We start from the raw sequence: 20,983 nt of genomic DNA on the forward strand, positions 1-20,983 counted from the left end.
CTCGAGCCTTCTCCTCGCCAGGCGGCCCGGTCCTGACGCCGTGTGCCCGGGCACAGTGGGAATGCGCGCCCCGTAGGATCCGTTAGGTGGGGTGAGAGTTCCGAGTGCAGCTCCACCCGGCCCTGAAGACGCAGTCCAGAGACGAGGAATGAAGCCGTGAGCGACGTCCGAAACGTGATCATCATCGGCTCCGGGCCCGCCGGCTACACGGCGGCGCTCTACACCGCGCGAGCGTCGCTGAAGCCGCTGGTGTTCGAGGGTGCCGTCACCGCGGGCGGAGCGCTGATGAACACCACCGAGGTGGAGAACTTCCCCGGCTTCCAGGACGGCATCATGGGCCCCGAGCTCATGGACAACATGCGGGCCCAGGCGGAGCGCTTCGGTGCCGAGCTGATCCCGGACGATGTCGTGGCCGTCGACCTCAGCGGTGAGATCAAGACCGTCACCGACACCGCGGGCACCGTTCACCAGGCCAAGGCCGTCATCATCACCACCGGTTCTCAGCACCGCAAGCTCGGCCTGCCGAACGAGGACGCGCTGTCCGGCCGCGGCGTCTCCTGGTGCGCGACCTGTGACGGCTTCTTCTTCAAGGACCAGGACATCGCCGTGATCGGCGGCGGTGACACCGCGATGGAGGAGGCCACGTTCCTCTCCCGCTTCGCGAAGTCCGTGACGATCGTCCACCGCCGGGACACCCTGCGCGCCTCCAAGGCGATGCAGGAGCGTGCCTTCGCCGACCCGAAGATCACGTTCGTCTGGGACAGCGAGGTCGCTGAGGTCCAGGGCGAGCAGAAGCTGGCGGGCCTGAAGCTGCGCAACGTCAAGACCGGCGAACTCTCTGACCTGCCGGTGACTGGCCTGTTCATCGCGATCGGCCACGACCCGCGCACCGAGCTCTTCAAGGGTCAGCTCGACCTGGACCCGGAGGGCTACCTGAAGGTCGACGCGCCCTCGACCCGCACCAACCTGACGGGTGTCTTCGGGGCCGGTGACGTGGTCGACCACACCTACCGACAGGCGATCACCGCCGCGGGCACCGGTTGCTCCGCCGCTCTCGACGCCGAGCGCTACCTCGCCGCCCTCAGCGACGAGGACAAGGCGGAGCCCGAGAAGACCGCTGTCTGACCACCCCATCCCCCGCACCAACCAGTTAAGGAGCCCGCCGTGGCCGGCACTCTGAAGCATGTGACCGACGACTCCTTCGAGCAGGACGTCCTCAAGAACGACAAGCCCGTCCTGGTGGACTTCTGGGCCGCCTGGTGCGGTCCGTGCCGCCAGATCGCGCCGTCCCTCGAAGCGATTGCCGCCGAGTACGGCGACAAGATCGAGATCGTCAAGCTGAACATCGACGAGAACCCGGGTACGGCTGCCAAGTACGGCGTCATGTCCATCCCGACCCTGAACGTCTACCAGGGCGGCGAGGTCGCCAAGACCATCGTCGGTGCGAAGCCGAAGGCCGCGATCGTCCGCGACCTCGAGGACTTCATCGCCGACTGACGATCGTCGACTGTCGTTTCACGTGAAACACGAATGGGCCGACCCGAACGGGTCGGCCCATTCGGCTTGCTGCCCTCTCCGGCGCCGCCATCACAGAGGGCGCAGCGCCGGTTCCTTCTGCACGGCGCCGAGCAGGCGGTCCAGCGCCATCTCCACGTCTTCCTTCCAGGACAGCGTGGACCGCAGATCCAGCCGCAGTCGCGGATGCCGGGCGTGCGGCCGGACCGTCTTGAAACCCACGGCCAGGAGGTGGTCCGCGGGAAGGAGACAGGCGGGCTCTTTCCAGCGGGCGTCCCCGAACGCCTCGATCGCCTTGAAGCCACGGCGCAGGAGATCCTTGGCGACCGTCTGGACCATCACCCGGCCCAGCCCCTGGCCCTGGTACCCCGGCATCACGAACGCGGTCATCAGCTGGACCGCGTCGGAGGAGACCGGACTGGTGGGGAAAGCCGCCGAGCGCGGTACATACGCGGGCGGCGCGTAGAGAACGAAGCCCACCGGCACGTCATCGACATAGACCACCCGGCCGCAGGACCCCCAGTCCAGCAGGACGGCGGAGATCCAGGATTCCTTCTCCAGGGCAGGTGTGCCCGCCTTTACCGCGGCCTCGCCGCTGACGGGGTCCAGTTCCCAGAAGACGCACGAGCGACAGCGCTGGGGAAGGTCCTGAAGGTTGTCCAGCGTGAGCGGTACGAGCCGGCGCCCCATGAAGGCTGTTCCTCGCTTCCTTCCCCTGCCGCGTCGCGGGCGGCTGTCAGAGCGCTCCGTTCCCTGAGTAGGCTGCCGATGAACCCACCGACCGCGCCCAGCCCCAAGCCCGCGCTCACCAGTTCGGTGCGGCTCATCGTGCGCATGGCCCCTGCCTTCCTCTCAGAGGTACTGCCAGGTGACAACGCCATCTCGATCGCATCGTATCCACGATGCGGTGGCCCCGACACCGACGCAAAGCAAAGGGCGGGCCGTGTTCCGGTCTGCACCGAACACGACCCGCCCTCGAGGCAGCCGAAGCACCCCTGAGTACTCGCTCTGCCTGAGCGTCAGGACACGACGTCCCCGCCCTCGTCCCCGTCCTCGTCGTCCTCCAGAAGCCCCTTCTGCAGTACCGGGCCTTCCCCCGGAGCGAGACTTCCGAGGATCCGCTCAAGGTCCTCCATGGAGGCGAACTCGACGGTGATCTTGCCCTTCTTCTGGCCCAGGTCGACCTTCACACGCGTCTCGAAGCGGTCCGAGAGCCGCGTCGCCAGGTCCGAGAGCGCCGGGGACACCAGAGAGCCGGCCCGCGGGCCCTTGGCTCGCTGCGGCTTCTGCGGCCGGGAACCCATCAGGGTCACGATCTCCTCGACCGACCGCACCGAGAGCCCTTCGGCCACGATGCGATGCGCCAGCCGGTCCTGCTCCTCCGGGTCGTCCACGGACAGCAGGGCTCGCGCATGCCCCGCGGAGAGCACGCCTGCCGCCACCCGGTTCTGCACCTTCGGGGAGAGCTTCAGCAGCCGCAGGGTGTTGGACACCTGCGGGCGGGAGCGACCGATGCGGTCCGCCAGCTGGTCGTGCGTGCAGTTGAAGTCCTTCAGCAGCTGGTCGTAGGCGAACGCCTCCTCCAGCGGGTTCAGCTGCGCGCGGTGCAGGTTCTCCAGGAGGGCGTCCAGGAGGAGCTTCTCGTCCTCCGTGGCCCGCACGATCGCCGGGATGGCGTCCAGCTCCAGCTCGCGGCAGGCACGGAAGCGGCGCTCACCCATGATGAGCTCATACCGCCCGGGCTCCGTCGGCCGTACGACGACCGGCTGGAGGAGGCCGACCTCCCTGATGGAGGTGACAAGCTCGGCCAGCGCGTCGTCGTCGAAGTCCTTGCGCGGCTGCTTCGGGTTCGGCGTGATGGCGTCGAGAGGCACCTCGGCGAAGTGCGCCCCCAAGGGCGGCCGGAGCCCCTCCGCCCCGTGCGGTGCGGTCGGCTCTTCTGTTTCACGTGAAACATGGGCCAGCGTTGCCACCTTCGCCGCGGCCACTCCGCGCTCGCTCGGCAGCAGCGGCATCGTTCCGGGGGACGCGGAGGCCGCGGTTCCCAACGCCGCCGAGGCAACCGACTTCTCGGTCGGGGCGTTGGGGATCAGTGCGCCCAGACCACGGCCCAACCCCCTCCGTCGCTCACTCACTGGATCCCCTCCACCATGCTCGGATCATTCTGGGCGCCGAGGTGAGCGTGGGTCGCGTCGTAGTTGACGCCCACACCCCTCAGCGCGATCTCACGGGCCGCCTCCAGGTAGGAGAGGGCTCCACTTGATCCTGGATCGTAGGTCAGTACCGTCTGCCCGTAGCTCGGGGCCTCGGAGATACGGACCGAGCGGGGAATGCTCGTCCGCAGCACCTCCTCGCCGAAGTGGCTCCGCACCTCGTCCGCGACCTGCGACGCGAGCCGCGTCCGCCCGTCGTACATGGTGAGGAGGATCGTCGACACATGCAGCGTGGGGTTGAGGTGCCCCCGCACCAGGTCGACGTTGCGCAGGAGCTGTCCCAGCCCTTCCAGGGCGTAGTACTCGCACTGGATCGGGATCAGCACCTCCTGCCCTGCGACGAGCGCGTTGACGGTCAGCAGGCCCAGGGAGGGCGGGCAGTCGATGAGGATGTAGTCCAGCGGCTGTTCGTACGCCGTGATCGCCCGCTGGAGACGGCTCTCGCGTGCGACCAGAGAGACCAGTTCGATCTCCGCACCGGCGAGATCGATCGTGGCGGGTGCGCAGAACAGGCCCTCGACATCAGGGACGGGCTGGACCACTTCCGAGAGCGGACGGCTCTCAACCAGCACGTCGTAGATGGAGGGGACATCGGCGTGATGGTCGATGCCCAGCGCGGTGGAGGCGTTGCCCTGCGGGTCGAGGTCGACGACCAGGACTCTCGCGCCGTGCAGGGCGAGTGACGCGGCAAGATTGACGGTCGTCGTCGTCTTGCCCACCCCGCCCTTCTGGTTGGCCACCACCATGACCCGGGTCTGCTCGGGTCGCGGCAGCCCCTCACCGGCGCGGCCCAGAGCCTCCACGGCGAGTTGGGCAGCACGACCGATCGGAGTGTCGTCCATCGGAGGCGGTGTTTCACGTGAAACATCCGCTCCCATCGACTCGGTACGGGGACCGGGGACCGGATCGGTCATCGGTCCCGCGATATTGGCGTCGGACCGCAAGGATTCACTCTCCTCGACTTCAGGCTCGCAATGAACAGAGCCTCCCATGCCTTCGGGGTCATGAACCAGTGAGGCCTGGTCTTCTGTGGAGAAATCCACCTCTGTGGACAACTCCGTGCCCTTTCCGAGCGACCCGAGAGGCTTTCGGTCGCGGGGGTCGGCCGCGGCGCGGCCGCGACTGATGATGCCGTGCAGCAGTGAGCGACGTTTCACGTGAAACACGATGCACAGCAGCCGATGCCGAACTGCCGCGACACTCCGGCATGCGCAGGCAGGGCAGCTTGTGTGGAGTACCGCTGAGCATCACGGCAACCACGAACCGCCTCGGGCCGCTATCCGCGACGTCGGCGTGTCCGTCCCGTCCGGGCGGCCTTGGCACGCTTGGCGGCGAAGCGCACGCCACCGGGGCTCTCGCCGACCTCAACCCGGACCACGGTGGACATGGGGTCCACGACGCCCTCGCCGACGTGAAGGATGGACGTCTCCTCCGCACCGAGTTTGCTCAGCGCCGCGGTCGCCGCCTTCAGCTCCTCCTCGGCCGTATCGCCCTTGAGGGCGAGCATCTCGCCGTACGGGCGCAGCAGCGGGATACCCCAGGTGGCGAGGCGGTCCAAGGGAGCGACGGCGCGGGCCGTCACCACGTGCACCGGCGGCAGCTTGCCCATGACCTCCTCGGCCCGGCCGCGCACGACGGTGACATGGTCCAGGCCCAGCAGCTCCACGACCTCGGTCAGGAAGTTCGTGCGGCGCAGCAGCGGCTCCAGGAGGGTGATCTTCAGGTCCTCCCGTACCAGCGCCAGCGGGATCCCGGGCAGGCCGGCGCCCGAGCCGACGTCGCACACCGTCACTCCCTCGGGCACGACCTCGGAGAGCACGGCGCAGTTCAACAGGTGCCGCTCCCAGAGCCGGGGCACTTCACGCGGGCCGATCAGTCCGCGCTTCACCCCCGCCTCGGCGAGCAGTTCCGCGTAGCGGACCGCGTCCGCGTAGCGATCACCGAACACGTCGCGTGCCTGCTCGGGTACAGGGGGGAGCTCCGCTGCCTCCGACACGGGGACCGTCCTTCCGTACGACACCGGCGCACGGGGCGTCGGTACCAGAACCACCAGAACTATCAGGCTGACAAAATTCGGCCCCGCCTGCGCAACAGACGGGGCCGGAGAACGAGAGAACCGATCAGGCGGGAAGCACGACGACGAAGCGCTCCGGCTCCTCGCCCTCGGACTCGCTGCGCAGTCCGGCGGTCTTGACCGCGTCGTGCACGACCTTGCGCTCGAAGGGCGTCATCGGCTTCAGCCGCACGGATTCGCCGCTGCTCTTCACCTCGGCCGCGGCCTTGGCGCCCAGCTCGGACAGCTCGGCGCGCTTCTCCGCCCGGTAACCCGCGATGTCGAGCATCAGCCGACTGCGGTCACCGGTCTCCCGGTGCACGGCGAGGCGGGTGAGCTCCTGCAGAGCCTCCAGCACCTCACCGTCCCGGCCGACCAGCTTCTGCAGGTCCCTGCTCTGGCTGTCGCTGATGATCGAGACGGAGGCACGGTCGGCCTCGACGTCCATGTCGATGTCGCCGTCGAGGTCGGCGATGTCGAGCAGACCCTCCAGGTAGTCCGCGGCGATCTCGCCCTCCTGCTCGAGGCGGGTGAGGGTGTCTGCACCCTCGGCAGCGGCGGAGGTGGTGCCTTCCGTCACGGGATGGACTCCTTCTTACTTCTTCGACGGGGACTTGGGCCGCTGCGGGCCCTTGCGCTGTCCGGACTGGGCCTTGCTGCGGCCACCGCCGCCGGACTTCTGAGCCTGCTTCTTGGCACCGGCGGCAGGCTTGGCGTCCTGCTTGCCGGCCGGTTCGGCGTCCTGCGGCTCGTCCGACTTGGTCAGCGACGTCTTCGGCTCGGCCTCACCGGCGGGCTTGGCCTGGCGCTGCGACTTGCTCTGCCGCTTGGGCTGCTGGCGCTTGGGCTGAGCCGTGGTCGTCACGGTCGAGCCGTCCGCGCTCTGGGCGGCCACGGCGGCGTCGTTCTTCACCACGTTGCCGTCGGCCTGGGCGGCCATGCCGGCCTTGTTCAGGCCGTTGATGAACTTGCGCTCGGCATCGTTGCGGTCCCGGCCCTTGGCGACGATGGCCTTCACGATGGCCTTCTGGCCCCGGCCCCGGGTCTTGCCGTGCTCGGTGACGCTCTTGTGCAGCCGCTCCAGGTAGGCGGCCTGCGCCTTGGAACCCGGCGTCGGGTTGTTGCGGATGACGTACATCTGCTGGCCCATGGTCCACACGTTGGTGGTCAGCCAGTAGACGAGGACACCGACGGGGAAGTTGACACCGAAGACGGCGAACATGACGGGGAAGACGTACATCAGCATCTTCTGCTGCTGCATGAACGGCGTCTTCACCGTGGTGTCGACGTTCTTCGTCATCAGCTGGCGCTGGGTGAAGAACTGCGAGGCCGACATCAGCACGATCATGATGGCGGTGACGACGCGGACGTCGGTCAGGGAGGCGCTGAGGGCGGTGACGTCGCTCTCGCTGCTGAAGAACTTGGAGGCCAGCGGGGCCCCGAAGATGTGCGCCTTCTGCGCGCTCTCGAGCAGGTCCTGGTTGACCGCGCCGATGGTGTCGCCGGACGCGATGCCGTTGAGCACGTGGTACAGCGCGAAGAAGAACGGGGACTGCGCCAGGATGGGAAGGCACGAGGAGAGCGGGTTGGTACCCGTCTCCTTGTACAGCTTCATCATCTCTTCGGACTGACGCTGCTTGTCGTTCTTGTAGCGCTCCTGGATCTTCTTCATCTCCGGCTGGAGCGTCTGCATCCCGCGCGTCGCCTTGATCTGCTTCACGAAGAGCGGGATCAGGCAGATACGGATGAGGATCACCAGGGACACGATGGACAGGCCCCAGGCCCATCCGGTGTCAGGTCCGAAGATCGCCCCGTACACCGTGTGGAACTGGACGATGACCCAGGAGACGGGCCAGGTGATGAAGCTGAAGAGGCTGGCAATCGTGTCCACTAATCATGCTCCTTGGGCATGGGGCGAGGTCTCTGCGGCCGGGCCCGAAGGATGGGACGGGCTCGGATGAGCAAGTCCTCCTTCGGTGGCCGGTGCGGCGGCGGAGGTCCCGCCCTTGCGTGCCCGCCAGGCGGCACGCAGCATTTCGTGCCACCGCGGGCGCTTGCGCGGCGGAACATGGTCCACGCCGCCCAGCGACCACGGATTGCACCGCAGGATGCGCCAGGCGGTGAGCGCCGTGCCCTTGACGGCTCCGTGCCGGTCTATGGCCGTGTAGCCGTAGTGGGAACACGACGGGTAGTACTTGCACACCGGCCCCAGCAGCGGACTGATCGTCCACTGGTAGAGCTTGATCAGAGCCAGCAGTGGGTACTTCATCGCGCGCCCCCTCCCAGTAGCCGCGCCAGGGCGGCGTCCAGGTCTCGGGCCAGCTGTGCATGGTCGGCGTCACCCGCACCGGGCAGCGCTCGTACGACTACCAGGCTACCGGGGGGCAACAGGTCGATCCGGTCGCGCATCAGATGGCGAAGCCTGCGCTTCACCTTGTTGCGCACGACCGCACCGCCCACGGCTTTGCTCACGACGAAACCCGCACGTGTCCGGGGAGCGCTCTCCCCAGGCGCGTGCGGGTCCGTGGCACCGCTTCGTAGGTGGACGACGAGGGCCGGGCGGCCGGCCCGGCGTCCCCGTCGTACCGCGGTCGCGAAGTCCTCGCGCCGCCTCAGCCGGTTCTCGGTGGGCAGCACGATGTCATGACCTGACCGGGATCAGGCGGACAGACGGGCGCGACCCTTGCTGCGGCGGGTCGCGAGGATCGCGCGGCCGGCACGGGTACGCATACGCAGCCGGAAGCCGTGGGTCTTCGCGCGGCGACGGTTGTTCGGCTGGAAGGTGCGCTTGCTCACTCGGGGGCTCCAGAAAGATTCGGGTGTTGGCGGGGTGCCGTCCTGGCTGTCACCGTGCGCCCACGAGTAGCTCGCGTTACGCCCGAGTGCACCGCTTTTCGATCACCTTGGACGTGACCTGTGCCCATCGGAGGCAGGCGGCAGCAGCCATCGACAACTCGACCTGGTTACGGTACGTGCGACTGCGCCATTCGGTCAAACCAGCGGTGACCGGGAGACACTTGTCCACAGGCTGGGGACAACGACTTGAACCCTACCCGTCGCGCTGACTACCGTGACTGGACTCCGATTCGTTCCCATATCCCTGCCCCACCCGAGTTTCATCCCGACCCGTCCCCGAATCACACCTTCGAGGGACTCGTGAGAGAGCGTGCCCTGTGGCTGACGTACCTGCCGATCTTGCCGCAGTGTGGCCACGCGTATTGGAGCAACTTCTCGGAGAGGGCCGCGGGCAGGGCGTCGAGTCGAAGGACGAGCACTGGATCCGCCGCTGCCAGCCGCTCGCGCTGGTCGCCGACACCGCCCTGCTCGCCGTACCGAACGAATTTGCGAAAGGCGTACTGGAGGGCCGCCTCGCCCCGATCGTCAGCGAGACCCTGAGCCGCGAGTGCGGGCGCCCGATCCGCATCGCGATCACCGTCGACGACACCGCGGGTGATCCCACCGGCCCCACCGCCCCCGCTCCGCAGGCACCCCAGGCACCGCCCTCCCGCCCCCAGCCCCGCTACGAGGAACCCGAGCTCCCCGCCCCCGGACAGGGCGGCCGCGAGGAGTACCGCGACGAGTACGAGGGATACGGCCGCAACCGCGACCAGCTCCCCACCGCCCGGCCCGCCTACCCGCAGGAGTACCAGCGCCCCGAGCCCGGCTCCTGGCCCCGCCCCGCGCAGCAGGACGACTACGGCTGGCAGCAGCAGCGCCTCGGCTTCCCGGAACGGGACCCCTACGCCTCCCCGTCGCAGGAGCCGTACGGCCAGGAGCCGCCGCCACCGCCGTACTCCCACGAGTCCCACTCCCCGTACCAGCAGGACTACCGGCCGCAGCACCCGGACCGCTCTTCCTACGACACCCAGCGCGGCGAGTACGACCCCTCCCGGAACGAGTACGAGCAGTCGCGCAGCGACTACGACAAGCCCCGCAGCGACTACGAGCAGTCCCGGAACGGTGACTACGACAAGCCCCGCGGTGACTACGACAAACCGCGCGGGGACTACGACCAGCGCGGCCCGCGCCGTGAGCCGCCCGAGCCCCCGGCCGGATCCGGGCACGTCCACCGCGGCGGCCCGGTCGGCCCCGGGCCCGCCACCGGGGCGCCCGGACCGCTGGCCGCACAGCCCGCGCCGGCGACCGGCCCCGGCGAGCCGACCGCGCGCCTGAACCCGAAGTACCTCTTCGACACCTTCGTCATCGGCGCCTCCAACCGCTTCGCCCACGCGGCGGCCGTCGCCGTCGCCGAGGCACCCGCGAAGGCCTACAACCCCCTGTTCATCTACGGGGAGTCGGGACTCGGCAAGACCCACCTCCTGCACGCCATCGGGCACTACGCGCGCAGCCTCTACCCCGGCACGCGCGTGCGCTACGTCAGCTCGGAGGAGTTCACCAACGAGTTCATCAACTCCATCCGCGACGGCAAGGGCGACAGCTTCCGCAAGCGGTACCGCGAGATGGACATCCTGCTCGTGGACGACATCCAGTTCCTCGCGGACAAGGAGTCGACGCAGGAGGAGTTCTTCCACACCTTCAACACCCTCCACAACGCCAACAAGCAGATCGTGCTCTCCAGCGACCGGCCGCCCAAGCAGCTGGTGACCCTGGAGGACCGGCTCCGCAACCGCTTCGAGTGGGGACTGATCACCGACGTCCAGCCGCCGGAGCTGGAGACGCGCATCGCGATCCTGCGCAAGAAGGCGGTCCAGGAACAGCTCAACGCCCCGCCCGAGGTACTGGAGTTCATCGCCTCGCGGATCTCGCGCAACATCCGCGAGCTGGAGGGCGCGCTGATCCGGGTGACGGCGTTCGCCTCGCTCAACCGGCAGCCGGTGGACCTGGGCCTCACCGAGATCGTCCTCAAGGACCTGATCCCCGGCGGCGAGGACTCGGCCCCCGAGATCACGTCCACGGCCATCATGGGCGCCACCGCGGACTACTTCGGCCTCACGGTCGAGGACCTGTGCGGCACCTCGCGCGGGCGGGCGCTCGTGACGGCCCGGCAGATCGCCATGTACCTGTGCCGCGAGCTGACGGACCTCTCGCTGCCGAAGATCGGCGCGCTGTTCGGCGGGCGGGACCACACCACGGTGATGCACGCCGACCGGAAGATCCGCAATCTGATGGCGGAGCGGCGCTCGATCTACAACCAGGTGACCGAGCTGACCAACCGCATCAAGAACGGCTGACGACCGCCGGCACCGGCCACGAAGGCGCCTCCGGGACCCCCCGGGGCGCCTTTCACGTGCCTCCAGCGGGCCTCCAGCGTGTCCCCGGCGCGTCTCGGCGCCTCCCCGCGGCTCCACCGGCTCGCACGGCTGGCCTGGCCGCTGTTCGAATACCTGCCGGGTTACGGGCGTCCTCCACAGATTGGGCCAGTTTTTTCCGTCCACACCTTGGGGACTGGGAAGTTGTCCCGATCCTGTCCACAGGCCAGGCTGGTGAGGGATCATCAGGGCAGGTCAGCTCCCTGTGGATTCGTGGACGAACGATCTCCACAGGCTGTGGACAAAGAACTGATCCACAGGCTGTGCATTCGGTTGTCCACGGGCAACCCACAGGCTGGACGGGGTTGTCCCCAGCGATCCCCAGCTTCTCCACATGCCTGTCCACTGTTCGGCAACGTGACGCGCCCCGTCACCGGGTCGAGTGAAAGGCGTCACACCAAGCTGCCTGGTTGGGCTGTGGGAAACGTGGGTAAACCTGGGGACGGCGTTGGGGAGAAGTCGCCTCTCCCTGTGCACGGTGTGTGCAGAACTTTCTGTTCTCCACAGAAGGGCCCGGTTGTCCACCGGCTCCGCCCACAGGCCCGGTGGACAAAATTCCCGGTCTGACCTGGGAAAACGAGGTTATCCACGGTATCCACAGGCCCTACTACTACTGACGACTAGAGAGAGTGCGGAATTCGTTTCGAAGCGGGTCCTGTGCACAACTCGCTCTCTCGAGCCCGACCGCCCCTCGTCACGACTTGACCCCGAACGGCACCTACTGTCAGTGGGGTGCGTCAGACTGGTCCCCGGTGTTCTGCCCCTCACAGCGGCGGACGACACCGGTCAGACGACGAAGGCGAAGCAGGGCGAGCAGCGCCGGCAACAGCAGGAGGCGGCAACAGTGAAGATCCGGGTGGAACGCGACGTACTCGCGGAGGCAGTGGCCTGGGCGGCTCGCAGCCTCCCGGCCCGTCCGCCGGCGCCGGTCCTCGCGGGCCTGCTGCTGAAGGCCGAGGAGGGGCAGCTGAGCCTGTCCAGCTTCGACTACGAGGTCTCGGCGCGGGTGTCGGTGGAGGCCGAGATCGAGGAGGAGGGCACGGTCCTCGTCTCGGGCCGGCTGCTCGCGGACATCTCCCGCGCCCTCCCCAACCGGCCGGTGGAGATTTCCACAGACGGTGTACGGGCGACGGTGGTCTGCGGCTCCTCGCGGTTCACCCTCCACACCCTGCCGGTGGAGGAGTACCCGGCGCTGCCGCAGATGCCGGAGGCCACGGGCACGGTCCCCGGCGAGGTCTTCGCCTCGGCCGTGCAGCAGGTGGCCATCGCCGCGGGCCGCGACGACACGCTGCCCGTCCTGACCGGTGTGCGCATCGAGATCGAGCGCGACTCGGTGACCCTGGCCTCCACCGACCGCTACCGCTTCGCGGTCCGCGAGTTCCTGTGGAAGCCGGAGAACCCGGACATCTCCGCGGTCGCCCTGGTGCCCGCCAAGACGCTCCAGGACACCGCCAAGGCGCTGACCAGCGGTGACCAGGTGATCCTGGCGCTGTCCGGCTCGGGCGCGGGCGAGGGCCTGATCGGTTTCGAGGGCGCGGGCCGCCGGACCACGACGCGTCTGCTGGAGGGCGACCTCCCGAAGTACAAGACGCTCTTCCCGACGGAGTTCAACAGCGTCGCGGTGATCGAGACCGCCCCCTTCGTGGAGGCCGTCAAGCGTGTGGCCCTGGTCGCCGAGCGCAACACCCCGGTGCGGCTCAGCTTCGAGCAGGGTGTGCTCATCCTGGAGGCCGGCTCCAGCGACGACGCACAGGCTGTGGAAAGGGTCGACGCCCAGCTGGAGGGCGACGACATCTCGATCGCCTTCAACCCGACCTTCCTGCTGGACGGCCTGAGCGCCATCGACTCCCCGGTCGCCCAGCTGTCCTTCACCACGTCCACGAAGCCGGCCCTGCTCAGCGGCAAGCCCGCGGTGGACGCCGAGGCGGACGAGGCCTACAAGTACCTGATCATGCCGGTGCGGCTGAGCGGCTGAGCAAGGCCGCCGCACCGTCGGTCGCTGTCCACAGGGTGTGGGCGAACCCGCAGGTGAGGGCGTACGTCTGAGCGCGTATGCCCACAGCTGTGCACGGGCGTCCGGGTTTAGGCTCGACGCGGGTACGAAAGTGCCGCGGCACGCATCCGGCGGGTTCGGAGGTGCCGCCTTGCCACCTCGCACACCTAAGGAACGCAACTGATGGAGCTCGGTCTCGTCGGCCTCGGCAAGATGGGCGGCAACATGCGCGAGCGGATCCGCCGCGCGGGCCACACCGTCGTCGGATACGACCGCAATCCGGACCTCGCCGACGTCCACAGCCTGGAAGAGCTTGTGGGCAAGCTCAGCGCACCGCGCGTGGTGTGGGTGATGGTCCCGGCGGGCGAGGCCACCCAGGCCACCGTCGACCGGCTCGGCGAGCTGCTGGAGCCCGGCGACGTCGTCGTGGACGGCGGCAACTCCCGCTGGACGGACGACGAGAAGCACGCCGAGGAGCTGGCGGCCAAGGGCATAGGCTTCGTCGACTGCGGCGTCTCCGGCGGCGTGTGGGGCCTGGAGAACGGCTACGCGCTGATGTACGGCGGCGACGCGGAGAACGTCGCCAGGGTGCAGCCGGTCTTCGAGGCCCTCAAGCCGGAGGGCGACTTCGGTGCCGTGCACGCCGGCAAGGTGGGCGCGGGCCACTTCGCGAAGATGGTCCACAACGGCATCGAGTACGCGATGATGCAGGCCTACGCCGAGGGCTGGGAGCTGCTGGAGAAGGTCGACTCCGTGGACAACGTCCGCGAGGTCTTCCGCTCCTGGCAGGAGGGCACGGTGATCCGCTCCTGGCTGCTCGACCTGGCCGTCAACGCGCTCGACGACGACGAGCACCTGGACGGGCTCCGGGGTTATGCACAGGACTCCGGTGAGGGACGCTGGACTGTGGAGGCGGCGATCGACAACGCGGTGCCGCTGCCCGCGATCACGGCCTCCCTCTTCGCGCGGTTCGCGTCCCGGCAGGACGACTCGCCGCAGATGAAGATGATCGCCGCGCTGCGGAACCAGTTCGGCGGCCACGCGGTAGAGAAGAAGTAGGCACCACCAGTTGGGGAGGTCGGCGCACGACCATGCACGTCACGCATCTGTCGCTGGCCGACTTCCGTTCGTACGCCCGGGTCGAGGTGCCCCTGGACCCGGGCGTCACCGCGTTCGTCGGCCCGAACGGGCAGGGCAAGACGAACCTGGTCGAGGCGGTCGGCTACCTCGCCACCCTCGGCAGCCACCGGGTCTCCTCCGACGCGCCGCTGGTCCGCATGGGCGCCGAGCGGGCCGTGATCCGGGCCCAGGTCCGGCAGGGCGAGCGGCAGCAGCTGATCGAGCTGGAGCTGAACCCGGGCAAGGCCAACCGCGCCCGTATCAACCGGTCCTCGCAGGTCAAACCGCGTGACGTGCTCGGCATCGTGCGCACCGTGCTGTTCGCGCCGGAGGATCTCGCGCTGGTCAAGGGCGACCCCGGTGAGCGGCGCCGGTTCCTGGACGAGCTGATCACCGCCCGCTCGCCGCGGATGGCCGGGGTGCGCTCCGACTACGACCGGGTACTCAAGCAGCGCAACACCCTGCTGAAGTCGGCCGCGCTCGCCCGCCGGCACGGCGGCCGCACGCTGGACCTGTCCACGCTGGACGTCTGGGACCAGCACCTCGCGCGCGCGGGCGCCGAGCTGCTCGCCCAGCGTCTCGACCTGATCGCGGCCGTGCAGCCGCTGGCCGACAAGGCGTACGAGCAGCTGGCCCCGGGCGGCGGCCCCCTCGCCCTGGAGTACAAGCCGTCGGCGCCCGGTGAGGCGCACACGCGCGAGGACCTGTACGAGCAGCTGATGGCGGCGCTCGCCGAGGCGCGCAAGCAGGAGATCGAGCGGGGCGTCACGCTGGTCGGTCCGCACCGGGACGACCTGCTGCTGAAGCTCGGCTCGCTGCCCGCCAAGGGCTACGCCTCCCACGGCGAGTCGTGGTCGTACGCGCTGGCGCTGCGGCTGGCCTCCTTCGACCTGCTGCGGGCGGAGGGCAACGAGCCGGTGCTGGTGCTGGACGACGTCTTCGCCGAGCTGGACGCGCGGCGCCGGGAGCGGCTGGCCGAGCTGGTGGCGCCCGGGGAGCAGGTGCTGGTGACGGCCGCGGTCGACGACGACGTACCGCATGTGCTGGCGGGGGCGCGGTTCACGGTGGCGGAGGGGACGGTGGAGCGCGTATGAGCGCCGACGAGCCGGCCCCCGAGGGGCTTCCCTCCGGGGACCACGGGAAGGCCCCCGGCACAGGCGGACAGGAGCCGTCCGGCGTCGACCTCGCGCGCGTGGCGCTCAGGGCGGCGCGGGAGGCGGCACGCGCGCGTGGGGACGCGGTCCAGCAGAAGAAGCAGGCGCGGCGCGGGGGTCTGCGCTCCGGGGCGCGGGCCGACGGCCGCGACCCCATGGCGCTGGGTTCCGCGATCAACCGGCTGATCACCGAGCGCGGCTGGGAGACGCCCGCGGCGGTGGGCGGGGTGATGGGCCGCTGGCCGCAGATCGTCGGTGAGGACGTGGCGAAGCACTGTGTGCCGGAGCGGTACGACGAGGACGAGCGGGTGCTGGTCGTGCGCTGCGACTCGACGGCGTGGGCGACGAACCTGCGGCTGCTCGCGCCGACGCTGGTGGCCCGGCTCAACGAGGACCTGGGGCACGGCTCGGTACGAATGATCAAGGTCCTCGGACCCGGTGGTCCAGGTGGTCCGGGCCGGCGCTACGGGCCCTTGCGGGCGCCCGGCAGCCAGGGCCCGGGCGACACCTACGGGTGACGCGGGGGCGGTCTGGCACCCCGTCAGAGATGCGTGATGTACCTCACAAAAAAGCGCGCCGCCGGTCGGAGTGAACCGTCGGGGCGTGCTGCGCCGTACCCCCGCGCGGGGCGTCGAAGCGGGATCTGACTCCCAAGTAGCAAAGGGTTGACGCCTCGAAGCGCTGAGTGCCGTTGTGAGCCTCTTGAGGCCCCCTTCCGCATATCGGGAGTCGGACGAGGCTCGTTCAGGGCGGCACATGCGGACTCAGGTACCGGCAAACCCCCATCAGTGTCAGTGGTACCGGTAGAATGAGAGAGAATCCCGCCCCGATCGTGGGGACCGTCCGGGACTAGCTGAGCAACGCTGATCAAGGCTTACCAACGCAACATGCCGCAGCCGCTCCGGCAACCTGCCGACGAGCCCGGCTCGTGCTGTGCCAGAAAGGGCGCTTCGTGGCCGATTCCGGCAACCCCAACGAGAACAACCCGTCCACCGACACCGGCGTGAACGACGCGGTGAGCACCCCGCACGGCGAAGCCTCGGCGTCGTACGACGCCAGTGCCATCACCGTCCTCGAGGGTCTGGACGCGGTCCGCAAGCGACCCGGTATGTATATCGGTTCGACCGGTGAGCGGGGCCTGCACCACCTGGTGCAGGAGGTCGTGGACAACTCCGTCGACGAGGCGCTGGCCGGTCACGCGGACACGATCGACGTGACGATCCTCGCCGACGGCGGAGTCCGGGTCGTCGACAACGGCCGCGGCATCCCGGTGGGCATCGTCCCCTCCGAGGGAAAGCCCGCCGTCGAGGTCGTGCTGACCGTGCTGCACGCGGGCGGCAAGTTCGGCGGCGGCGGCTACGCGGTCTCCGGCGGTCTGCACGGCGTGGGTGTCTCCGTCGTCAACGCCCTCTCCACGCGGGTCGCGGTGGAGGTCAAGACCGACGGCTACCGCTGGACGCAGGAGTACAAGCTGGGCGTCCCCACGGCGTCGCTCGCCCGGCACGAGGCCACCGAGGAGACCGGCACGTCGGTCACCTTCTGGGCCGACGGCGACATCTTCGAGACCACCGACTACTCCTTCGAGACGCTCTCCCGGCGCTTCCAGGAGATGGCCTTCCTCAACAAGGGCCTGCGCATCAACCTCACCGACGAGCGCGAGTCGGCGAAGGCCACCGCCGGCGCGGACGAGGCGGGCGAGGACGAGAAGCACGAGGAGAAGAGCGTCTCGTACCACTACGAGGGCGGCATCGTCGACTTCGTGACGTACCTCAACTCCCGCAAGGGAGAGCTGGTGCACCCGACGGTGATCGACCTGGAGGCCGAGGACAAGGACAAGAGCCTGTCCCTCGAGGTCGCCATGCAGTGGAACGGCGGCTACACGGAGGGCGTGTACTCCTTCGCCAACATCATCCACACGCACGAGGGCGGCACCCACGAGGAGGGCTTCCGCGCGGCGCTCACCTCGCTGATCAACAAGTACGCGCGGGACAAGAAGCTGCTGCGCGAGAAGGACGACAACCTCACGGGTGACGACATCCGGGAGGGTCTGACCGCGATCATCTCGGTCAAGCTGGCGGAGCCGCAGTTCGAGGGCCAGACCAAGACGAAGCTGGGCAACACCGAGGTGAAGACCTTCGTCCAGAAGGTCGTCTACGAGCACCTGACGGACTGGCTCGACCGCAACCCCAACGAGGCCGCGGACATCATCCGCAAGGGTATCCAGGCGGCCCACGCGCGCGTGGCGGCCCGCAAGGCCCGCGACCTGACGCGCCGCAAGGGCCTGCTGGAGTCGGCGTCGCTGCCGGGCAAGCTGTCCGACTGCCAGTCGAACGACCCGACCAAGTGCGAGATCTTCATCGTCGAGGGCGACTCCGCCGGCGGTTCGGCCAAGTCCGGCCGCAACCCGCAGTACCAGGCGATCCTCCCGATCCGCGGCAAGATCCTCAACGTCGAGAAGGCGCGCATCGACCGGATCCTGCAGAACCAGGAGATCCAGGCGATGATCTCCGCGTTCGGCACCGGTGTGCACGAGGACTTCGACATCGAGAAGCTCCGTTATCACAAGATCATCCTGATGGCGGACGCCGACGTCGACGGCCAGCACATCAACACCCTGCTGCTGACCTTCCTGTTCCGCTTCATGCGGCCGCTGGTCGAGTCCGGGCACGTGTACCTGTCCCGCCCGCCGCTGTACAAGATCAAGTGGGGCCGGGACGACTTCGAGTACGCGTACTCCGACCGGGAGCGCGACGCGCTGATCGAGATGGGCCGCAACGCGGGCAAGCGCATCCGCGAGGACTCCGTGCAGCGCTTCAAGGGTCTCGGCGAGATGAACGCCGAGGAGCTGCGCATCACGACCATGGACCAGGAGCACCGGGTGCTCGGCCAGGTCACGCTCGACGACGCCGCGCAGGCCGACGACCTGTTCTCGGTGCTGATGGGCGAGGACGTCGAGGCCCGGCGCGCGTTCATCCAGCGCAACGCCAAGGACGTCCGCTTCCTCGACATCTGAGTCGGTCTCAGCTGACCGCACCAGGAAGGACCTTCACCAGCAATGACCGACGAGAACACTCCTGTGACCACGCCCGAGGGTGACGCCCTGGCGATGCGTGTCGAGCCCGTCGGGCTCGAGACGGAGATGCAGCGCTCGTACCTCGACTACGCGATGTCCGTCATCGTCTCGCGTGCGCTGCCCGACGTCCGCGACGGCCTCAAGCCCGTGCACCGCCGGGTGCTGTACGCCATGTACGACGGCGGCTACCGCCCCGAGCGCGGCTTCTACAAGTGCGCCCGCGTCGTCGGCGACGTCATGGGCAACTACCACCCGCACGGCGACAGCTCCATCTACGACGCGCTGGTCCGCCTCGCCCAGCCCTGGTCGATGCGGATGCCGCTCGTCGACTCCAACGGCAACTTCGGCTCGCCGGGCAACGACCCGGCGGCGGCCATGCGCTACACCGAGTGCAAGATGGCGCCGCTGTCGATGGAGATGGTCCGCGACATCGACGAGGAGACCGTCGACTTCACGGACAACTACGACGGCCGCTCCCAGGAGCCGACCGTCCTGCCGGCCCGCTTCCCGAACCTGCTGATCAACGGTTCGGCGGGCATCGCGGTCGGCATGGCGACCAACATCCCGCCGCACAACCTGCGCGAGGTCGCGGCCGGAGCGCAGTGGTACCTGGAGAACTACGAGGCCTCGCACGAGGAACTGCTCGACGCGCTGATCGAGCGCATCAAGGGCCCCGACTTCCCCACCGGCGCCCTGGTGGTGGGCCGCAAGGGCATCGAGGAGGCCTACCGCACCGGGCGCGGCTCGATCACCATGCGCGCGGTCGTAGAGGTCGAGGAGATCCAGAACCGCCAGTGCCTGGTGGTCACGGAGCTGCCCTACCAGGTCAACCCGGACAACCTCGCGCAGAAGATCGCCGACCTGGTGAAGGACGGCAAGGTCGGCGGCATCGCCGACGTCCGCGACGAGACGTCCTCGCGCACCGGCCAGCGCCTGGTGATCGTCCTCAAGCGGGACGCGGTCGCCAAGGTCGTCCTGAACAACCTGTACAAGCACACCGACCTGCAGACCAACTTCGGCGCCAACATGCTGGCCCTGGTCGACGGCGTGCCGCGCACCCTGTCCCTGGACGCGTTCATCCGCCACTGGGTGAACCACCAGATCGAGGTCATCGTCCGCCGTACGCGCTTCAGGCTGCGCAAGGCGGAGGAGCGGGCGCACATCCTGCGCGGTCTGCTCAAGGCGCTGGACGCCATCGACGAGGTCATCGCGCTGATCCGGCGCAGCGACACCGTCGAGATCGCGCGCGGGGGCCTGATGGACCTCCTGGAGATCGACGAGATCCAGGCCAACGCCATCCTCGAGATGCAGCTGCGCCGCCTGGCGGCCCTGGAGCGGCAGAAGATCGTCCGGGAGCACGACGAACTCCAGGCGAAGATCACCGAGTACAACGAGATCCTCGCCTCCCCCGTCCGCCAGCGCGGGATCGTCAGCGAGGAGCTGACCGCGCTGGTCGAGAAGTACGGCGACGACCGCAAGACGAAGCTGATCCCCTATGAGGGCGACATGTCCATCGAGGACCTGATCGCCGAGGAGGACATCGTCGTCACGGTCACGCGTGGCGGTTACATCAAGCGCACCAAGACCGACGACTACCGGGCGCAGAAGCGCGGTGGCAAGGGCGTGCGCGGCGCGAAGCTCAAGGAAGACGACATCGTCAACCACTTCTTCGTGTCCACCACGCACCACTGGCTGCTGTTCTTCACCAACAAGGGCCGCGTCTACCGCGCCAAGGCCTACGAGCTGCCGGACGCCGGCCGGGACGCGCGCGGCCAGCACGTGGCGAACCTGCTGGCCTTCCAGCCGGACGAGTCGATCGCCCAGATCCGCGCGATCCGGGACTACGAGGCGGTGCCGTACCTGGTCCTGGCCACCAAGGCCGGTCTGGTGAAGAAGACGCCGCTGAAGGACTACGACTCGCCGCGCTCGGGTGGTGTCATCGCCATCAACCTGCGGGAGCAGGCGGACGGAAGCGATGACGAACTGATCGGGGCCGAACTCGTCTCGGCCGAGGACGATCTGCTGCTGATCAGCAAGAAGGCACAGTCGATCAGGTTCACCGCGTCGGACGACACGCTGCGTCCGATGGGCCGTGCCACCTCGGGCGTCAAGGGCATGAGTTTCCGCGAAGGGGACGAGCTGCTCTCGATGAATGTTGTTCGAGCCGGTACGTTCGTGTTCACTGCCACCGACGGCGGTTACGCGAAGCGGACCTCCGTCGACGAGTACCGCGTCCAGGGTCGCGGCGGCCTCGGCATCAAGGCTGCCAAGATCGTCGAGGACCGCGGGTCGCTCGTGGGCGCGCTGGTGGTCGAGGAGCACGACGAGATCCTCGCCATCACACTCTCGGGCGGTGTGATTCGTACGCGAGTCAACGGGGTCAGGGAGACCGGCCGTGACACCATGGGCGTTCAACTGATCAATCTGGGCAAGCGCGATGCCGTCGTCGGCATCGCACGCAACGCCGAGGCGGGACGCGAGGCGGAGGAGGTCGACGGCGATGTGGTCGTCGACGAGACCGCCGAGGGTGCCGCGACCACCGGCACGGACGAGGGTGAGGCGCCCTCGGCCGAGTAGCACGAGGAGAGAGTCA

At 68.6% G+C, this 20,983-nt stretch carries 18 protein-coding genes; 9 read left to right on the top strand and 9 right to left on the bottom strand.

Features of this window, described 5'->3' with window-relative positions:
- The first annotated feature begins 156 nt into the window (after positions 1–156).
- Both trxB and trxA read left to right on the top strand, forming a co-directional pair.
- Complete coding sequence (gene trxB, locus ACGH52_RS19415; RefSeq protein ID WP_076975218.1) at positions 157–1,125, top strand: thioredoxin-disulfide reductase; 969 nt, start codon at positions 157–159, stop codon at positions 1,123–1,125.
- 39 nt (positions 1,126–1,164) lie between these two features.
- A complete protein-coding gene (gene trxA / locus ACGH52_RS19420) occupies positions 1,165–1,497 on the top strand; it encodes a thioredoxin (protein WP_003975042.1) in 333 nt (110 codons plus the stop codon).
- Between the two features lie 90 nt (positions 1,498–1,587).
- Here trxA and ACGH52_RS19425 read toward each other — a convergent pair whose 3' ends face one another.
- The 9 genes from ACGH52_RS19425 to rpmH all read right to left on the bottom strand — a co-directional run bounded on the left by ACGH52_RS19425 (position 1,588) and on the right by rpmH (position 8,577).
- Entirely contained in the window at positions 1,588–2,205 is a 618-nt protein-coding gene (locus ACGH52_RS19425) for a GNAT family N-acetyltransferase (RefSeq protein ID WP_076975217.1), read from the bottom strand.
- A gap of 329 nt (positions 2,206–2,534) precedes the next feature.
- The gene (locus ACGH52_RS19430) at positions 2,535–3,650 is read right to left on the bottom strand and encodes a ParB/RepB/Spo0J family partition protein (protein ID WP_107487830.1); all 1,116 of its coding nucleotides are present in this window, start codon (positions 3,648–3,650) and stop codon (positions 2,535–2,537) included.
- A complete protein-coding gene (locus ACGH52_RS19435) occupies positions 3,647–4,720 on the bottom strand; it encodes a ParA family protein (protein WP_171987281.1) in 1,074 nt (357 codons plus the stop codon). The genes ACGH52_RS19430 and ACGH52_RS19435 overlap by 4 nt, the downstream gene beginning before the upstream one ends.
- A gap of 284 nt (positions 4,721–5,004) precedes the next feature.
- Positions 5,005–5,724, bottom strand: coding sequence for a 16S rRNA (guanine(527)-N(7))-methyltransferase RsmG (gene rsmG / locus ACGH52_RS19440; protein ID WP_052836785.1), 720 nt, complete (start codon positions 5,722–5,724; stop codon positions 5,005–5,007).
- Between the two features lie 124 nt (positions 5,725–5,848).
- Positions 5,849–6,361, bottom strand: a complete 513-nt coding sequence (locus ACGH52_RS19445; protein ID WP_076975215.1) for a R3H domain-containing nucleic acid-binding protein — start codon at positions 6,359–6,361, stop codon at positions 5,849–5,851.
- 15 nt (positions 6,362–6,376) lie between these two features.
- On the bottom strand, positions 6,377–7,672 hold the full coding sequence (yidC, locus tag ACGH52_RS19450) for a membrane protein insertase YidC (protein WP_121701787.1): 1,296 nt from the start codon (positions 7,670–7,672) through the stop codon (positions 6,377–6,379).
- A 3-nt stretch (positions 7,673–7,675) separates the two neighbouring features.
- Positions 7,676–8,050 carry a membrane protein insertion efficiency factor YidD gene (gene yidD / locus ACGH52_RS19455; RefSeq protein ID WP_076975213.1) on the bottom strand — a complete coding sequence of 125 codons (375 nt, stop codon included), beginning with the start codon at positions 8,048–8,050 and terminating at the stop codon, positions 7,676–7,678.
- Positions 8,047–8,418 carry a ribonuclease P protein component gene (gene rnpA, locus ACGH52_RS19460; protein ID WP_037922188.1) on the bottom strand — a complete coding sequence of 124 codons (372 nt, stop codon included), beginning with the start codon at positions 8,416–8,418 and terminating at the stop codon, positions 8,047–8,049. The genes yidD and rnpA overlap by 4 nt, the downstream gene beginning before the upstream one ends.
- A 21-nt stretch (positions 8,419–8,439) precedes the next feature.
- Positions 8,440–8,577 (bottom strand): 50S ribosomal protein L34, encoded by a 138-nt coding sequence (gene rpmH, locus ACGH52_RS19465; RefSeq protein WP_003975051.1) that lies wholly within the window; start codon positions 8,575–8,577, stop codon positions 8,440–8,442.
- Positions 8,578–8,954: 377 nt separating this feature from the next.
- On the opposite strand from rpmH, the gene dnaA reads away from it, so the two are divergent.
- From dnaA to gyrA, 7 genes are all read left to right on the top strand, one after another.
- Positions 8,955–10,973 carry a chromosomal replication initiator protein DnaA gene (dnaA, locus tag ACGH52_RS19470; RefSeq protein ID WP_399941014.1) on the top strand — a complete coding sequence of 673 codons (2,019 nt, stop codon included), beginning with the start codon at positions 8,955–8,957 and terminating at the stop codon, positions 10,971–10,973.
- A 922-nt stretch (positions 10,974–11,895) separates the two neighbouring features.
- Positions 11,896–13,026 carry a DNA polymerase III subunit beta gene (dnaN, locus tag ACGH52_RS19475; protein WP_399941018.1) on the top strand — a complete coding sequence of 377 codons (1,131 nt, stop codon included), beginning with the start codon at positions 11,896–11,898 and terminating at the stop codon, positions 13,024–13,026.
- A 201-nt stretch (positions 13,027–13,227) separates the two neighbouring features.
- Positions 13,228–14,103 carry a phosphogluconate dehydrogenase (NAD(+)-dependent, decarboxylating) gene (gene gnd / locus ACGH52_RS19480; protein ID WP_399941021.1) on the top strand — a complete coding sequence of 292 codons (876 nt, stop codon included), beginning with the start codon at positions 13,228–13,230 and terminating at the stop codon, positions 14,101–14,103.
- Between the two features lie 32 nt (positions 14,104–14,135).
- Positions 14,136–15,257, top strand: coding sequence for a DNA replication/repair protein RecF (gene recF, locus ACGH52_RS19485; protein WP_210975173.1), 1,122 nt, complete (start codon positions 14,136–14,138; stop codon positions 15,255–15,257).
- Positions 15,254–15,835: a DUF721 domain-containing protein gene (locus ACGH52_RS19490; RefSeq protein WP_121701869.1), complete on the top strand. Its 582-nt coding sequence runs from the start codon at positions 15,254–15,256 to the stop codon at positions 15,833–15,835. Before recF ends, ACGH52_RS19490 begins: the two co-directional genes overlap by 4 nt.
- 434 nt (positions 15,836–16,269) lie before the next feature.
- Positions 16,270–18,330: a DNA topoisomerase (ATP-hydrolyzing) subunit B gene (gene gyrB, locus ACGH52_RS19495; RefSeq protein WP_171987271.1), complete on the top strand. Its 2,061-nt coding sequence runs from the start codon at positions 16,270–16,272 to the stop codon at positions 18,328–18,330.
- A gap of 42 nt (positions 18,331–18,372) precedes the next feature.
- Positions 18,373–20,967 carry a DNA gyrase subunit A gene (gyrA, locus tag ACGH52_RS19500; RefSeq protein ID WP_076975207.1) on the top strand — a complete coding sequence of 865 codons (2,595 nt, stop codon included), beginning with the start codon at positions 18,373–18,375 and terminating at the stop codon, positions 20,965–20,967.
- Positions 20,968–20,983: the final 16 nt, after the last annotated feature.

The organism is Streptomyces sp. BBFR25 (genome assembly GCF_044590125.1).
In the GTDB taxonomy this organism is placed as follows: domain Bacteria; phylum Actinomycetota; class Actinomycetes; order Streptomycetales; family Streptomycetaceae; genus Streptomyces; species Streptomyces canus_D.

Excerpts from the sequence above, each read along its gene's own strand:
- ACGH52_RS19490 (WP_121701869.1), top strand. The coding sequence starts at position 15,254 with ATGAGCGCCGACGAGCCGGCCCCCGAGGGGCTTCCCTCCGGGGACCAC.
- gyrA (WP_076975207.1), top strand. The coding sequence starts at position 18,373 with ATGACCGACGAGAACACTCCTGTGACCACGCCCGAGGGTGACGCCCTG.
- yidD (WP_076975213.1), bottom strand. The coding sequence starts at position 8,050 with ATGAAGTACCCACTGCTGGCTCTGATCAAGCTCTACCAGTGGACGATC.
- ACGH52_RS19425 (WP_076975217.1), bottom strand. The coding sequence starts at position 2,205 with ATGGGGCGCCGGCTCGTACCGCTCACGCTGGACAACCTTCAGGACCTT.
- ACGH52_RS19435 (WP_171987281.1), bottom strand. The coding sequence starts at position 4,720 with ATGGGAGGCTCTGTTCATTGCGAGCCTGAAGTCGAGGAGAGTGAATCC.
- gnd (WP_399941021.1), top strand. The coding sequence starts at position 13,228 with ATGGAGCTCGGTCTCGTCGGCCTCGGCAAGATGGGCGGCAACATGCGC.
- recF (WP_210975173.1), top strand. The coding sequence starts at position 14,136 with ATGCACGTCACGCATCTGTCGCTGGCCGACTTCCGTTCGTACGCCCGG.